The following is a 16,668-nucleotide window of genomic DNA, read 5'->3' as shown; positions in this document are numbered from 1 at the left end:
AATACACTCTGAGGAGAGAGAGGCTAAGCTATTAGGGATGTTTACAATTTCCTATCTAGGTATTGCGCGTTCTATCTGAACGATTTCCCGCAAATTTTTTCAGCCTACGTACCGTGCTTTATGCACGGTATCCAGGGCTTTTAAAATAAAAAAATATCTCAACCATTCTAGATACCGCGCATAAAGCGCGGTACGTAGGGAGATTACAACGAATATATTCTAATCTCAGTAAATTTATTTTCGTTTATGAGATTTTGTATGATGCTTTACTGCTTCACTGACCGTTGTTTTGGGATGCTTTTTCGCATATTCCTCGCTAACATAACGTCCAGAACCTGCATCTCTATATTTCCTATTGTTCATTTGCTAACTCCGTATATTAATCATTATTAATATAGGACAAGATTGTTGATTGCACAAAATGCGCAATAAAAAGGTTGTGAATGTGCAGCAAGCATCAGTTGATTTTGCTCAACTGATGCGTCGCTACATGTTTTTTTTTGCTTCCTACTGAAATTGATACGCAGTATTTTGTTCGTATTGAGTATTGATGTCTACACCGTAGGTGTCCTTACCAAATTTTCTTAATGTTTCCCATGAGTTGGGGAATTTATACGGATCAAAATAATGAAAGAAACGATACATTGTTGAACCACAGCTTATCACTTCTCCTTTGGTATTGGTTGTTATATTGAAATGAAGTTGTAATGGTTTTTTTAAGTATTCTACTTTCGCTAAAAAGTCTTCTAATGAGGTGGCTCCTTTGACGTGGGTCACAAGTGATTGTTTAAGCTCTTGCCAATCGCTTTGATTTTGTTGAGTTCTGGCATTGATTAATTGAGCTTCAAAGCTTTTTGGATCCAAGTCCATAACAATCAAAGGTGTTACAACAGAATCATCATTCGCAACGGAATTTTGCTTTTTCAATTTTGAAGTGGCCATTTTCCTAGAGTTAGGTAGCCCCGCGTACGGTAATGGTTTTTCTCCAGATAAGACTCGCTCTAAATTTCTAAAGTTGTGAAATTTTTTGTGTAGGCTTGTTTGCTCCTCTGAGGGATAATAGTCTATATTCATTAAAAATTCATTCTCATCTCGATAAGTCTTGATCAAAAGACCTGTGCCAAAATCATACCGATTTATGATTTTATCTGCGATTTTCCTCGCGAATTGCGCCGCGGTAAGTTCTAGTTTGGTTTGGACTTCTTTAGTCTTACGGTATGAAGACTCATCGCTTACTTCTTCAGTTAGGATAAAAGTTGCTTTCGCATTAACATCTGCCCCATGTGCGATTAGAGCTTGAATTATTTCAAGATGTTTATCTATTGATTGAATCGGATCGTCCATTGACTGCATCCTATCGAGATAGAAATGCAATATAGTCATGTCTTTTGCCGATACCTTTATCTTACTGATATATGGATCATTGAACGGATCGGTATAAAAAGTACGATCAATGGTTTTATTAAACTCCAGTCCCTTCTCTTTTAGCGTGGATAAGAGTTCTTGAATAACTAATGGTCTTAATTTGTTCTCTTCAAATAACTGAAAAATTAAATAACAGGGTGAAAGTTTAGCTCGATGGTTTAATGTCGTGGCATCTGCCTTGTCCAATAAGAAATAAAATAGATTTGTAAAACCTATATTCATTGCGGACATCAAGGGTACGTGGCCATTATTCGGATTCGTTACATTAAGGGTAGCTCCGTGTTCGAGCAGTGTTTTTACGAGCTGTAATACGGCATCTTCTCTTGCATTCTCACGATACAAAACCCGAGCAGATATCGCCTGCATGATTGCAGGTAAACCGAGCTCATCCGATATTTGAGGATTGGCTCCTTTTTGTAGTAAATATTTTAATATGGGTAAGGAATTTTCTTGGCGATCAAGAACGGCCATAATTGCTGGGTGAAGAACACTCATTCGACAGATATCACCCGCTTTTTGAATGCCACCTGCAGCAAAAATTACATCCTGTACTAAATCCATGCGTCCTGCTTTAATTGCAACATGGAGGGGAAGTTCATTGATATATATTTTTTTAGGGATTAAATTTGCTTTTTTAAATTTTTCAAACAACTCTTGATGTTCATAGAGTTTTTCCCAGGTAAACACAGGACTTTCGTTGCTTTTCATCACCCATTTGAAAAGCGGTGTTTTTTCCTTAGTGGAAGTTAGAGAAAAATAGTCATTTGCGAGCAGCTCCAAGGCAGAAGGAATTTCTGGTTTGGGTTTGTAAAATGGACTGGCTCCGAGTTGTATTAATAATTGGAACACGGCGACAGATCCTGAGTTTATTGCTGCTTCCAGAGGCGTATGTCCGTAAAAAGAATATTCATCAAATAGATCGAGAGTTTTGTGTTTTTTAAGGATTTTCTGCGCTTGTTCTTCAATGACTTTTAATTGCATCTTTTGGTTTTTTTCATCTACAGTTCGTTCACTGATTGTTTTTAATAATTTTTTTAAGGACTCGCTCATGAATTTTCCTAACCGTTCACGTTGATAGAAATTTAGATTTTAAAAAATCATTTTTTAATCTTCATGTGCATTTTATCACCGAAAATTGGGTGGCTCAATGAGGATTGAATTGCATATAGAAAACAGGTTGGAGGCCAAAACAACAAAATGCACCAAACTCAACTATACTAACTGCAGAAGTGTATTATTAATGACCATAATTAGGGGTGGTTAGAGGAGAGGCACATGTTAGTAAAGAATATTCAAAAGATTTTAATGATTCTCATTATGAGCAGTTTTGTATCGAGTTCTTTTGCTGCTTGGGGATACCATAAAAGCTATACTGCGTGCTATAAGGGTAATTGCCATCATACAACTGTTAATAAAGGTTGCGCTAACGGTAAATGTGGTAAGGTTCGAACTGGAACCACCTGGCACCGATAAAAGAAAATTTATTTACGTTAGCTGACCTTCTGTGTGGAAGTGAGCCGGTCCTATTTTATAAAACGTGCTGTGGGTACTATACCTTTAATCCATTGTGTTACCCGGCTCACACGAGGAAACCAAGAAAAATCTCCGTAGGCTGCATTACCACTGCCATTTGAATTAACTCCAGCAATGGCCCAACCATTTTCTGTTTGTATCCATGCAGGACCCCCACTATCCCCTGAACCTAGAATGCCACATAGTGGTGACACGGGTTTTGTCGAGTCTTTGCTGTTAAAAGGGTTGGGTAGTTTCCCATTTTCTTTGGGTAACCATATTCCCAGATAATTTCCTGCATCTCCTTTTGAAGGTATGGGGGAAACCGCCGCTACCACGGATTCAATTAAACCTTCCGCAGCAGCGGGTTTATCCTTGGTGTCGATTGAGGTATTTTGTCCTTTCGTACCGGTACCCCGCCATCCATAACCAATAAAAGTAATTATTTTACCTAGTTCAGCTGTTCCCTCATAAAGTGCGGGTTGTGTTCCTGCATGGAGTACTTCTTTTTTTAAGCGCACAATTGCAAAATCATAACCTGTGCGATCATCTAGGTTTTTATTCCATAGAGGATGTATAAACAGTGCCTCACCTTGGTAAAGAGTATGATCGATGGTCTGATACGAATAGCTATTGGCCTTAATTCCGGGCGTAAACAAATGTGCTGCGGTTAGAATATACCCATGTCCTGCATAATTGCCAATCCAAGCCCCAGAACCTGATCCTGAATCATTTTGAAGATAGATTAATGATGCAAACTGTGGAGCCAATGCCAAAGCTTCTGCTTTTTTAAAGCCAAATTGTTTAAAGGTACTGTCAAGGATAATGACCGCCCTGGCTGTTGTAACCCACATAAAAGTAAACATACACAGCGCAACGGAGACATGTAGATGCTTGGAACGTTTCAGCTTAAACTCCCGGGCTCAATCCTATTTCATTTTGATTATAGCGTATAACCAAATTTGGATTTCTTTGTACGCCCCGCCCCTATAATACGAACTCTGCTACTACTGCACAAAACAAGACAACAACCCATGCTTGAACACGCCAAAATTGCAACAAAAGGAACGCAGTCATTGCCAACAAATAATCATTCAATGAGAAAATTGCACTTGACCAAACAGGTTGGTAAAAAGCGGTTAATAACAAGCCAACTACTGCAGCATTAATTCCTAATATTGCTCGTTGCATGGATGGATGTTGACGCAAATTTTCCCATAAAGGTAATACTCCAATTATCAATAAAAATGAAGGCAAGAAAATGGCAACTAGAGCCATAATGGCACCAAGCCATCCATTCGGAGTATTAGCTGACACCGCACCAAGATAGGCTGCGAAGGAAAAAAGAGGACCAGGTAATGCCTGTGCAGCACCATAACCAGCAAGAAAAATAGAATTATCAACCCATCCAGTAGGAACAACTTTCGCCTGTAATAAAGGTAAAACGACATGTCCTCCACCAAAAACTAAAGAACCTGTCTCATAAAATGCATTAAATAATTGCAAAGGGTAATTTGCGATATAAAAAGAGAACCAGGGTAATAAGGTGAGGACAATAAAAAAAACGAGCAATATGATGATGCCAGCGCGTCTACTAAGATTAACGGTTAATTCACTTGGGGGAAGTGATTGTTTGGGGGAAAGAAAAAGTAAGCCGAAAAGTCCACCCAAGACGATCATGAGTATTTGTCCACTGGCATGAGGGATAGCGCTTGAGCCAATGCAGGCCAATACTGCAACACTTGCTCTGATTTTATCAGGGCATAAAGAGAGGCTCATTCCCCAAAGAGCTTGAGCAACAACAGCCACCGCTACAACTTTTAAGCCATGCAGCCAAGGAGGACTATTATGAAGCCCCAACTTGATAAGAGCATAGCCAAAAAGCACCATCAATAAAGCTGAGGGTAGGGTAAATCCAAGCCAGGCAGCGGTTGCACCACGAATACCTCCTTTGGATAGTCCAAGAGCAATACCCACTTGGCTACTCGCAGGCCCCGGCAAAAATTGACATAATGAGACTAAATCGGCATAAGCATGGTCACTTAGCCATTTTAATCGACCGACAAATTCATCCCGGAAATAACCCAGATGCGCTATTGGACCACCAAAGCTAATGCATCCCAGTTTCAGAAAAATTAGAAAAATTTTTGATGTTGCGAGTTGTTCTTTTTTATACTTTTGGTCAATCAATGACTTCTCCATAAGTACATAAGATTATTGTTATTTTTAAAATTTAGCAGAGAAAGAGCCTATCATTAAATGATGAGAATGCACAACGAATAGGAATTTTTCCCCTTCCCTCTCTACGGCCTGCGGTTTGTCCGCGGAGGGTCGAAGTCCACAGATTAAACATATTAAAAGGGTAATGGGACTTCAAGGCCCAACCTCGTTTGGAAAGGCCAGATGTCTTAAAAGATGATTACAAAGAACAGTTTAGGTTGCATTAAAAATTTTTATAGCAAGAGCGCTTCTGGGATATTCTGTTCTCTTGCGCATATCTTCCAAACTGGTAAAGAAATTGAATGTCCAATTGCAATCTTGATAAGCACTGGTATGGCGCCCAGATGTTGTCCCTGCGTCTCGCTCAAGGAATCCTTTTTCAGAGTTTGAATCTGCAATATTAACTAAAGCATGAATTGGATTGGATGCATCTCTCTTAACCAGGCAGATTCCTTGATTTAAACCGATCTCTTTAAAGGAGCAATCAATAATTTTATATTTCTTTTCGCTTGTTAAAGCCCGAACAAGTAATTGAATATCTACCACTTGTGTACTGGCCTTAATTGTAAAAACAGCTTTTCTTTTATTATAGAAAATCCTGATATTATTCTTATTCAACGTATCATCATATTGATGAATGAGGCTTAGAATCGCTTTTTTTTCATCGCGAGCATTCATTTTTTTAGTACTGCAGGATAATTGAATGAGATACATCACATTCTGTTTTGATTTGGGTTCAGATTCTGATTTGAAGTCCGCGACTTTATCCTGCATGGCAATGACATGCTCTGTTGATGCCAAACAAGAAACCGGTAAGGTAGGGGACTTAGATGTTCTTGAAATAAGATAGTGATTTTTATCTATCTTTTGTTTTTTTACCATAGAAGTATTCACTTCAACGTTGCTTCCAATAAACATATAGGATGAATAACCAGATTCCCGGGAGGTACGGGGAGGAGTGGTGGAGTGCCGCTTCATGAACTGATCAATTTTTCTTTGTTCTTTTTCATCATCTATGCAAACAAGGCGCTTGCCAACTTCTTTATAATAGTGCTGTTCCTGCTCACTTGATGGATATTTTCTTTTCATGGTCACCTTGGTAAAAACGAATCAAAAAGAGTAATTATAACTCAATATTGTATGGAAATTAAATGAAGAAACAATAAAAAGTTTATTTTTTAAACACTATTATTGGTATTTATTTGCTCAATTGGTTCTATAATAAAATAGATAAGGAGGTGATCTGCTATGATTTTGAATATTACTGCAGTGCAATTTCCGGATAGGACGCTTGATGATATTGAATACAGTCGAAATATCTATAAAAGTATTGATTTCAATTTCGGCAAAGATGCTAATCTTGTATTAAATAAAGCCAATATAGATAGCTTTACACGTAGATTTAAGGAAATTCATAGCACTCATGCCAAGCCTCTTGAGGGAATGGTTACGTTAGGAAGAATGGGAAATATTTCTTCAGATATCATAAAATTGCTTCTGGCTTCGGAAGATTTCGTTAATATGCTGGATCATCGAAGTTTTTTAAAGCTCGTAGTAAGCTCAGATGAAATTGCACAATTTGTACTCGATAATCCTAAACTTAAAGCGAAACTTGATAGTATCGAACCTGCGATAGACACACAAAAATTTAAAAGCTCATGTACAGCAAGGGCGATAATGAAAATACTTCTTGAACGCGGGATTATTAAGCCAAGTGATTACACTGCAAGCAAAGAATTGGAAATATATAAAGAAATCTGGTTAGAACCTGGAAAAGTTGCCTCCCCCGAAAAGATTGTGGAGTACTTCCGTAAACATAATCTTGGTGCAGTTGGCGTTGAAATTAGGGAGTTATCTAAAAACTCACTCAATAAATACTCCAAAGATACAGTAGTAACCTCACTCTACTCACTGTTTAAGACAGAGGTTCCCACGAGAAAAAAATTAACTCTTGTAGGCATGAGCGAATCTGATTTTCCTGAAGGAATGACCACACTGATTGTCATCAATGTAGGAGTGCTCCACACTTTGTTGGGTAAGAAATGCGATGGGAAGTTTGAGGTGGTCGATCCGCAATTTGGCGATAAAAAAATATATAATGGATTCATGGATTTTCTTGAAAAAGAGCGAAGAAATCTCGGTGTGTTTTTTGAGATTTCTTCAGAGCCTGATGAATCTTTTAGGCCATGAAAGCACACTTTTTGTAGCATGCCTGAAGGCAAAGATGTACCCGGGGAGTAGCAAACCCGGGATTTCGCTATGATATCACGTGGCTGTTTTGCTCTTGTGCGAGAAGATAATCGTGTTCGAATTTTTCTATGGCTTGCAGCGTGTCTGTTTCTAATACTTTAGCTGTTCTAATGATCTCCTGTTTTAAATCGAGTAAGGTTGTAATGCTTGTCTCTTTACCTATTCTTGAAAGATGAAATGAAAGACGATTTAACTCACCCATAGGGGTATGTAGATCAATTTCCAAAATTTGTTTTTTTAAGTCACGATATTCATTATTTATGGTTACTATTTCTTGTAATAAATGACAATAGACTTCAAAAAATTTAAGTTTCAACTCGCTGTGCTTGAGGAACAACATATGGGCTTGATGCATTTCGGGAGCGAAAAGACGCATTGCATCCAATTTAGAGGGTGCCACTGCAAATATACCGTTATAAGTGCATCGGAATAAAAGGGCCATATCACAAGTTAGCTCTTTATACACAGACTGATACACTTCATCGATTACGCCACAAAATGCTGGGTCGTCCGAATTTAAAGAGATCATTTCATCTTTAAATAAAGTTTGAAATTGAGTATGAGCTTGTAAATTGGGGATTGATTTTGGAAAAAATGCAACATCACTTAAAGGGCATAGTTCAAGTGTCATGCCGTCATGTTTAAGTGTTTTTTTGAGTTCGGGATAATTTGCAACATTTCTTCCATGGGCAAATCGATCAAGATATTTTTTTGCAATTTCGAGGGTATGCTCTTCTGCCTCTGGTTCGATATGGGCAGTAATGAAATACCAAGGATTAGCAACTTGCTGCCTATAATGATTGAGTTCATCAAAAAAATAAAAAAAATTCTCTAGAGGGAACCCTTCTTCTGCTCCTGCAAAGCCTATAGTAGTTACCATAGGATTGGGAAATTGTTGAATGTTCTCCCATGTGTTCTGGAAATCTTTTGGGTCTATATGTCGTTCTTGATAATAGCGTAATCTTAAAGTGGTAACCTCTCCAAATTCTTTGACCCCTCGCGCAATGCCCCGATTATAGGCGAGGTTAAAATCAATAAAAGTCATATGTTCTTTACATTGAACCCAGGATATTCCTGGCAAAGCGAAGATGACATTATGTTGATAACAATATTTATAAAATGCATAAGTAATGTCTTCGATATCTTGTGGTGTTTTCAAAAGATTCGAAATACGTCGAAAGTCGTTGACAAATTGATCCAGATCATCTGAACCAGTAAATTTCCATTGTTGGGTCTGTTCATCGACTAAATCATAAGGAAAAGGGATGTTATTACGCTCCGCTATTATTTGAGCTGATTTAACATCGATCACAAAGCCAGCCTCAGCATGAACATGTAAATCTGTTTTAGGCATTTTTTGAATAAGTAGAGTATGAATATCAATATCTTCATTACATAAAGTTTGTAAATGGTCTAACTCTTCCGAACTTAGAGATGGGAGTGAAATTGAAAAGTCAGAGCGTGCTTCCTTAAAAAATCGTTCTTGCATATAACCCTCTTAATAATATGATTCCGATCTGCTTCGCGGGGTATGCTCCCACAGTAACTTATTATTTTCAAATGAAAAAAATTGATAAGCGTTTCGTATGCGTTTATTGCCTTCAATAACGACGTCAAGATGAGATTCGGTTATTAAGGGAAATTGGCAATTGTTTTCCAATACTGTTCTTGACAAGACCACTTTGAATCACAATAATTTCGATTGATTTTTTGACAATCACCTTGCTGCACGGATTGCCGGCCCTAACTAGGAAAAAAAATGAAAAATAAAATAGTTATGTTGGCTCTGACCTCTTTATCCCTTACGTACTCGCTCGATACTTATGCTGCGGATTACAATTTGAATGGTTTATCACTAAGCACCTCCGTAGGAATTCTTTCCGGAACGGCTCACGAATATGTTTATTATCCGCAAACACATACGAAGCTAAGCCAGCTCGATTGGCGCATAAAAAATGCTGCAATAATTAATGGGGAATTAAATTATGATTTCATCGGGTGGTTGAGCCTTAATGGGAGAGGCTGGACTACTGTAGCAAAAAATAAGGCGGCTATGGATGATTATGATTGGTTCAACCCAAATCAAGACTCTTGGACTCATTGGTCACACCATGATAATACACATCTTAATTATGCCAATGAATTTGATTTGAGCTTGAGGGCATGGGTGCTGCAAAAACCCGATTATCAACTCGGCTTGGCTGCAGGTTATCAATGGGATTCTTTTCGCTGGAAAGCGACTGGCGGTTGTTATCAATACAATAATGGAACCGATATCGGTTGTTTTCCTAGCTCTGAAGTCGGAATTGGCTACCAACAAAAATTTAGAACACCTTATGTTGGTTTAGCGGGGAAATATACCATTCATAATTTTGAATTTAATGCGCTTTTAAAATTTAGTAACTGGGTTTCAGCACAAGATCATGACGAGCATTATGCCCGCAACATCACGTTTGAAGAACATGGAGCTAACTTTAGATATTATGCCGCAACAATTAATTCCGGGTATTTTGTAACACCCAACGCGAAAGTTTTTGTTGAGGCTGCCTATAATCATTATTCGAATGGACGCGCCGATACTGAAATAACCGACAACGACTCCGGCGAGTACGGCTATGAACGTAATGCCGCAGGTTTATCGAATAAAAACTATTCCCTCGCGCTGGGTTTGCAGTATCTTTTTTAGAGTTAACTCACTGCTTCAGTAGTGAGTTTGAGTTCTTTCAAAAAAGCACCGAATACATGTCATAATCAAGGATTGTGGCGAGTATTTGGTGCTAGATACTTTATTAACTATGTTTTTTTGGGCGAAAACTCGTTCTCTAGATTTTTTTCAGGAGCCACATTTTTATTCTTAAATAGCGAATAATAATTGCGAGCAGTTTTTGAAGAGTTATAGGAGATCTCTTTTTCTTCTCCTAATTTGATGAATTCTTTTTTAGCACTCACATAATCCTTATCTTTTCGAGCTTGCTCTATAACGTTTAATTGTTCTGCGACAGTTGCAGGGATTTTCTTTTTCTTACCGTCTACTTCTATAGTATGTGAAGTCCATTGCAGTCCAACATTCCAATCTTTAGCCCGTATATATCGTTCTGCTTCATCCAAAAAGTTCCTGGCTTTATATTGCTCGGATGATTCAATTTCTTGTTTTTGCTTTGTTATTTGTTCGGATAGGACCGTAAGTTTTTCATCATAATCAATCCTAGGCTCTCCGTTTAAATCTTCCGCCATATTTTGGCGGGGAGTAATTTGCTTCAAAGCGTCACATAGCTTTTCTGCAGCAACTAACTGGGAATGAATTTTTATAAAGTCACTGTTTTTAAGGTCTATTATATTTACATCGGCCTCAAAAATATCCAAAAGAGAACTTAAAGACGGATATTTCTTTTCCGCGACCGCTGCAAGGAGAACTGGGGAAGGAAAATCATCTTTAATATTAGTATCCATAGCTTCTTGCAATTGTTTAGAAACTAAATCTGCATATTGCTTCGCTATAAATTCCTTATCAAAATCATCAATTTTTTTCAAAGCAGAATGAACTTCTTGGAGATTAAAGTGATTATCCAATCGTTTTATCGACTCAGTATAGAAGACTGCTCGCGCATTATCATGAACTTCTTTAAACTGGACCGTATTATCTTCTTTTACTATCAGACTGTTGGGATTTCCTGAATATGTAACAATCATAAATCTAAGCAGATTCGCTTCAGAATCTATGAACGTAGGAGAAATTCGTTGCGAAAATTTCTTATCCCGTGTAATTACTTCATCGATTTGGGCTTTTAATTTGGATAAGGCTTCGCGAAGTTGATTAGGATCCTGCGGAGGGGATTGGATTAACTTTTGAAGTTCTTGCTCGATTGCTTTTAGCGTTTGATGCGCATCCCGATAATAAGTTGTCACAAAATCATCTTGTAATTCTTTGGGTAAGTCCATGTAATGTTCAAGGGCTGACTCAAAAAATTGTTCCTTATAACGTTTTTGGACGGTTTCGTCTTTGCTTAGGCCTGGTAATTTCGCAAATATTGTCGACATTTTAACCGTCAATACAATTGGAGAATGTCGGAATTCATAAGTTGTAAAATTTGGAATGAGATCGTTATTTAATTTGGGACTATAGTCCTTTATTTTTTTTTCTTTTTCTTCAGATGGTTCTGCAATTAAATACTCAATAACGCCATTGTATGCACCTATTTCATAATTAAATTCAACCATGTATCGAATTGACGTATCTCCTTTTTCACTAACTTTAATGGCTCTGTAATTACTAAATTGTATTGTTGGCTCAACATTAGCACTCAGATCGTCAAGGAACAATACATCCTCTTCATTCAAAACGGCAGTTTTTTCAAACTCATATTTTCGGAAAGTAAGTCGACTTCGATAAAATGATTCAATTTGAGGAAGATGTTGAATAAAATATTCTTTATTCGCAATAATTTCTTGTACTTCTTCTTCCACTGCTTTTTCTATTGCTTCAGATTGTTTAGTTGGATCAAAACCATATTTTTTGAAAAGTCTGGATTTATCGGTATCAAAAATAAGATCTTTCAATATAGTTTGTAATGAAGGTTTGGGTTCTTTAGCTGAATCCATTAACCTCTTTGCTAGACCAAATAATTTAGCCCACGTTTTATCTTTTTCTATAAAATCACTAATTCCTATTTCTTTTGTTAATCGAGGATTTTGAAAATCCTCTAAAATAGCTCCCTCAACCCGTTGATAATAATCCTGATTCTTAAGGGCATGGTAATATTTTCTTAGCGAATCTAAATGCCTGAATTTGCCTCTAATTAACCTATCGGATCTTTGTTGGAGAGAATCAATTTCTTGTTTTAAATTCTTTAACTTCTCTTCGTTTAACTCTGTGGGCTCTAAAAGTTTGATTTCCTGTTGTAATTTATCAATTTTTTCTTTGAGCGCCAGATAGATTGCATTGGTTTCGTCTGTTAAGGAAGTAAAAGCTAAAAATGTCAGTGCATCCGGAATATCGATCCCTGTAGTCTCGCGTATTTGCTTTTTTATTGTTTCAACAGATACATCATCATGAATATCCAAATCAATTGTTCGATTAGTGGCGATAGCTACTTCTATGTTATGTATTTTGGCATAGTTCAGGATATTGATTAATTCTTGTTCTCGTTTCAGTTTATTTGTATGCAAATCGAGGAGTGTCTCATCAATATCAAATACAATGAGTTTGGGAACTTTAGGAAATGGATTTGTTTTTTTGGATTTCTTTTCAATACTTGAGGTAACATAATCAATTTCATCTTGAATTCTGCGAGCATCCCCTGATTTTGTCGCCTCACGCATGGCCTTAACTTTTAGGACATCTTCCATCGATTCGCTTAATGGCGGTACAGGGGGCTGCTCCTCTTCCATATCGGGACTAGCGGTCAATTCATTAACAACTTCTTCAGCTTGGTCACTTAGATGTTTATATTTTTCTTTATATTTAGCAAAGTGTTCTTTTAATTTTTTGTGAGCCTGATTGCGTACGTCCTTGGCCTGTTCTATGGATTTGCGATGCTCATCCATTGACGATACAACAGGAGGCTCCTCTTTCTTCTCGAGATTTTCAACAGGCGCTGTCACATTAGTGGATATAAGAAATGGAGTAGGAATATGTTTTGCAATTAGTTGCAACACTTCTTGACGAGCCATTTCGTAGTCTTTATCAGTTGGTGGACGTAGAAGAATTTCCTTTTCGAATGATTGACGCTTGCTATCAGCCAATGTATTAATAGCTTCTATTAGTTGGGTGATTTCCTTAGCGTAAACACCTTTAGCACTGTCACCATAAAACTCTTGTGGAAGTTTATCGTACGCCGCTTCTAATATTACAAGCCCAAGACCCGTCACAAACTCACCAAGATTTTCTCCCCTTGGTTTTACTTGTAATACTTCCACTTGGAATAGTGGGGCTATTTGCTCTCTATTTCCTTGGAATAATTTATCTAAAGTGGATATGATACCGGGAGTCACTTCTGACTCGCTCAGCCCATGTATGGTTTTAAGTGCGGTAAACTGTTTGTTTAGTTCATTCCATTTTTCTTGAGTAAGTTTATTAGCGGCTCTTAAGTCCCCTAACTGTTGATAAAGCAAGTTCATTGTATAGATTATTTTTGAAGGTTCTATTTCAAAATAGTCATAGCCTAAAATAAACAGTTGCTCTATAAACTTACTGCGTTGTATTACATACGAATCCAGCTTATCTTCGTGCTGGCCTTCTACTTTTTCCAGTAATTCAAGATGTGGCTTCCATTGAGTGTATTCTTTTTGTAATTGATCGAATTGTTCTCTTGTCAAACTCGTTTTTATCAACGCATCAAAGATGCCATTAATTTTTTCGGAAATATTCGCGTGTATATCGATTTTGAGAGCTAACTTCTCTGATTGTTCCTCTAGATTATTCCAATTGTTTAAATAGCCATCTTGTAAATGAGCTATAAATAAAGATGCGTACTGCTTTAATTCTGCAATGGAGTATTTTCCTTCTTCCGTGCTGCCATCTAGTTTTTCTAAAAGCTCGTCTCTTTTTATATTGAACAGCTCAATAGTTTGTTCATAGCCTCTATTTCTAGCTTGTAAGTCAAAGAATAAACCCAGCTCCTGAGGATTTCTTCTCGCTTCAAATGCCTTTAATAAGAAATCGGTAGAATTATTATTCGCATTTACCGATTGTAATAATGCTTTCGTTGATTCAGAAATTAAAGGACTTTCGCAAACATCTTTAACCCAATTGTCTAATTGATCCAGGGGAGTCGCACTTAGCTCTTGATATTTTTCCATTAACTCAACAAGCGCTTTATTATCTTTGGTAACTGGAGTTTTATCTTGTTTACCAATTTGTTGGGGGTGTTTATCAAGTTCTTGCTTTAGTAACGTGCCATAAATGATATAAATTTCAAAATGTTCATCTTTACGAACAGACGCAGAGGAGCTGTCTTGTTGAATTGATGGTTCAATCCTCGCAATATGACGCTCTTGTATGTCGGTTTCTACAAACGATTTATTATGGTCTGGAGTCTTTTCAGCCCTCATCGCGGCGAGTCTCTTTTCTGGAGTTAGTTTACTATATTTTTCATTTAAGGATGCTAAAATATAAGCAATTTGCGCACTACGTCCCTTTCCCCCTCGACAATGTGTGTGGATGTTTTGCTCTGGAAGCTGTCCTATTTCTTTGACATAGGCTAATTCCTCTTCTGTTAATTCGAGTGGTTGCTTATCGCGTATAGGAAAATGATGTACTTGGATGGGTTTATTACCATTGATGCTAATTTCATAAGTGATAAATCGGCCTACTTTGTTAATGGGAATAGAAGTAACATGGAGGTTTTTGAGTTCAGGAATATCAGGAAGTATTACATTTCCATTAACATCAGGTATAAAATAATTATAGAAATCATCTATTATTTGCCCTTTTGCTATTGTTCGATCCTCACTCAAACCATCTTGTGGATAATAAGGCAGCACTCTACCCATAGCAAATACATGGGTAATATTATTATGTAGTAAATGATTTAAATAGCCTGCAATATCTTGATCCAGCTCGTAACTCTCTGGAGCTTGGGGGTTCGTAAGTGATTTTGCAGCCTTAGGCCCTGGGGAAATTGAAATATTGGTATCTTCAAATTTAAAATAGCCCATTCCAAACATGTTACGAGCTGGGCCTGATAATTCCATACTTAAAGGATTTTTAAGTAATTTAAAACTGTTGTTTGGCCAAAAATATTCCAATCCTTCTTTAGCTAATCCCATACTCGGCCGATTCGATTTCGTATACTCTTGTTCTACAGCACTAAGAGCAGATTCTAAAACGAGCATTTCCCGTAATGAGAGCAGCTTATTGAACTTAGATTTCAGTCGTGTTCGAATTCGATTCTCATCGAACGTGATACCATATTGAGTTGCAATCGCTTTATTTATAGAACCATCCGCATTAAATACGCCATAAGCGTCAAGTTCACGTAAGGATAAATAAGATTCAGATCTCGATGTACTTTTTATTTTTACAAATTTCCCATCAAAAACAGCTTTATCTATCTGATTAGGATCTAATAATATTTGATCTAATCGTCTCAAAAACTCCTGTTTTTCGTTTTCTGTAAATGGGGTCTGTTTTAATATATGTCCAGACCCTTTTTGTTTCTTGGATTCTTCGCGACTTGCCTGCCGCAGCGCACCGTCATTATTACCTTGAGTATCCAGCACTGTAATAATCTGTTGATTGTACCCTGTTTTTAATGCACCCCATTCTTTCATTTTTTTATGACTATAGGCATAAGTAAAATCCCCACAGGCATATCCATCTTGTTGGGGAATAAGGGGGCCTGTGAGTTCAATCGTGATTTGAGCCTCATTGATCCCACATTTTTTTAACATCTCCAGGGTAATTTCTTTGATTGCCTTTGCACCACTTGGACCATAAGGATCAAATAGTTCAAGCTTATATTTACCGCTGGCGTCAGCGGGTTTCGTTAAATAAATACCACGCCAATGCCCAGGGCCTATTGGGATTACAATATGTTTAATTTTTTCATCTTTAAGGGCTAAAGCAAGACCTTCTTGGGATGCATTAATAGACCCTGAGTCGAAACGGTTTAGTATGACTTGAACATCAATGTCCCCATGAGATTTGGGCATTAATAAGGTCATGTCATGATCTTGCAATTCATCGCGTATATTACGCTGATGAATAAATTTTTGATCAAAATGGCCTTGGGCGCGATGTTTACGCCTATTTTCCTCCGTTTCGCGATCCATTTGCTCTTGGAGGATAAAATAAATAGACTTAGCAACATCTGTAAGTAATGACTCATCAAAAGGCTTTCTGAGTTGTGAATCTAGAAGTTTAAGCACTTCCTCACTTTGGGCTTTTAAGCGCACACCCACTCGATTATCTCCATAATTCGCCGCTTCGGTATTAACGGCGTCGAGAAGTTTTATTTGGAGAGGAGTTAATTTTTTATAACGTTTTTTTAAAGCTTCAAAACTGTCTATCCGCATCTCATCACTTAATGGCATATAGCTGTTCCTCAAGTAAGTTGCTACTTCGTTAAAAAACTTCCGAACATTCAAGTCCTGAAAATTTGTTCACTAAATCAATATGTTAAAACACTATAAAGATTGATCCATATTTTTAGAGGGTAATCGTTGATTACCTCTCCTGATCTCTTATAGGGTATTAATTTATAATGTCAATTTATTTGGTTCTATGATGAAGTTTAGCGCACTAATATTAAGGAAATATGA

Annotated in this window: 10 protein-coding genes; 3 read left to right on the top strand and 7 right to left on the bottom strand. The window is 37.3% G+C overall.

The features are described from left to right. Window positions 1–234: 234 nt before the first annotated feature. The gene (locus ACWTEW_RS23025; RefSeq protein WP_454783389.1) at window positions 235–363 is read right to left on the bottom strand and encodes a multidrug transporter; all 129 of its coding nucleotides are present in this window, start codon (window positions 361–363) and stop codon (window positions 235–237) included. A gap of 144 nt (window positions 364–507) precedes the next feature. Then, window positions 508–2,475 (bottom strand): ankyrin repeat domain-containing protein, encoded by a 1,968-nt coding sequence (locus tag ACWTEW_RS23020; protein ID WP_454783388.1) that lies wholly within the window; start codon window positions 2,473–2,475, stop codon window positions 508–510. Between the two features lie 225 nt (window positions 2,476–2,700). Between ACWTEW_RS23020 and ACWTEW_RS23015 the strand changes: the two genes are divergently transcribed. Beyond that, complete coding sequence (locus tag ACWTEW_RS23015; RefSeq protein ID WP_454783387.1) at window positions 2,701–2,898, top strand: hypothetical protein; 198 nt, start codon at window positions 2,701–2,703, stop codon at window positions 2,896–2,898. Window positions 2,899–2,948: 50 nt separating this feature from the next. On the opposite strand, the gene ACWTEW_RS23010 is transcribed toward ACWTEW_RS23015, so the two are convergent. From ACWTEW_RS23010 to ACWTEW_RS23000, 3 genes are all read right to left on the bottom strand, one after another. Next, window positions 2,949–3,803: a trypsin-like peptidase domain-containing protein gene (locus ACWTEW_RS23010; RefSeq protein ID WP_454783386.1), complete on the bottom strand. Its 855-nt coding sequence runs from the start codon at window positions 3,801–3,803 to the stop codon at window positions 2,949–2,951. Window positions 3,804–3,924: 121 nt separating this feature from the next. Beyond that, window positions 3,925–5,127, bottom strand: a complete 1,203-nt coding sequence (gene chrA / locus ACWTEW_RS23005) for a chromate efflux transporter (RefSeq protein WP_454783385.1) — start codon at window positions 5,125–5,127, stop codon at window positions 3,925–3,927. Window positions 5,128–5,370: 243 nt separating this feature from the next. Next, window positions 5,371–6,246 (bottom strand): hypothetical protein, encoded by an 876-nt coding sequence (locus ACWTEW_RS23000; protein ID WP_454783384.1) that lies wholly within the window; start codon window positions 6,244–6,246, stop codon window positions 5,371–5,373. 159 nt (window positions 6,247–6,405) lie between these two features. Between ACWTEW_RS23000 and ACWTEW_RS22995 the strand changes: the two genes are divergently transcribed. Further along, entirely contained in the window at window positions 6,406–7,347 is a 942-nt protein-coding gene (locus ACWTEW_RS22995) for a dehydrogenase (RefSeq protein WP_454783383.1), read from the top strand. A gap of 67 nt (window positions 7,348–7,414) precedes the next feature. Here ACWTEW_RS22995 and ACWTEW_RS22990 read toward each other — a convergent pair whose 3' ends face one another. After that, window positions 7,415–8,896, bottom strand: coding sequence for a hypothetical protein (locus ACWTEW_RS22990; protein WP_454783382.1), 1,482 nt, complete (start codon window positions 8,894–8,896; stop codon window positions 7,415–7,417). 270 nt (window positions 8,897–9,166) lie between these two features. Between ACWTEW_RS22990 and ACWTEW_RS22985 the strand changes: the two genes are divergently transcribed. Beyond that, entirely contained in the window at window positions 9,167–10,093 is a 927-nt protein-coding gene (locus tag ACWTEW_RS22985; protein ID WP_454783381.1) for an omptin family outer membrane protease, read from the top strand. 107 nt (window positions 10,094–10,200) lie between these two features. Here ACWTEW_RS22985 and ACWTEW_RS22980 read toward each other — a convergent pair whose 3' ends face one another. Continuing rightward, a complete protein-coding gene (locus tag ACWTEW_RS22980) occupies window positions 10,201–16,440 on the bottom strand; it encodes a hypothetical protein (RefSeq protein ID WP_454783380.1) in 6,240 nt (2,079 codons plus the stop codon). Window positions 16,441–16,668 lie beyond the last annotated feature (228 nt).

This window comes from Legionella stuttgartensis, assembly GCF_977063405.2.
The sequence above is the reverse complement of the archived record's forward strand: the minus strand, read 5'-3'. Positions and strand labels throughout refer to the sequence as shown.

Excerpts from the sequence above, each read along its gene's own strand:
- ACWTEW_RS23025 (WP_454783389.1), bottom strand. The coding sequence starts at position 363 with ATGAACAATAGGAAATATAGAGATGCAGGTTCTGGACGTTATGTTAGC.
- ACWTEW_RS23020 (WP_454783388.1), bottom strand. The coding sequence starts at position 2,475 with ATGAGCGAGTCCTTAAAAAAATTATTAAAAACAATCAGTGAACGAACT.
- ACWTEW_RS23015 (WP_454783387.1), top strand. The coding sequence starts at position 2,701 with ATGTTAGTAAAGAATATTCAAAAGATTTTAATGATTCTCATTATGAGC.
- ACWTEW_RS23010 (WP_454783386.1), bottom strand. The coding sequence starts at position 3,803 with ATGTTTACTTTTATGTGGGTTACAACAGCCAGGGCGGTCATTATCCTT.
- ACWTEW_RS23000 (WP_454783384.1), bottom strand. The coding sequence starts at position 6,246 with ATGAAAAGAAAATATCCATCAAGTGAGCAGGAACAGCACTATTATAAA.
- ACWTEW_RS22995 (WP_454783383.1), top strand. The coding sequence starts at position 6,406 with ATGATTTTGAATATTACTGCAGTGCAATTTCCGGATAGGACGCTTGAT.
- ACWTEW_RS22990 (WP_454783382.1), bottom strand. The coding sequence starts at position 8,896 with ATGCAAGAACGATTTTTTAAGGAAGCACGCTCTGACTTTTCAATTTCA.
- ACWTEW_RS22985 (WP_454783381.1), top strand. The coding sequence starts at position 9,167 with ATGAAAAATAAAATAGTTATGTTGGCTCTGACCTCTTTATCCCTTACG.
- ACWTEW_RS22980 (WP_454783380.1), bottom strand. The coding sequence starts at position 16,440 with ATGCCATTAAGTGATGAGATGCGGATAGACAGTTTTGAAGCTTTAAAA.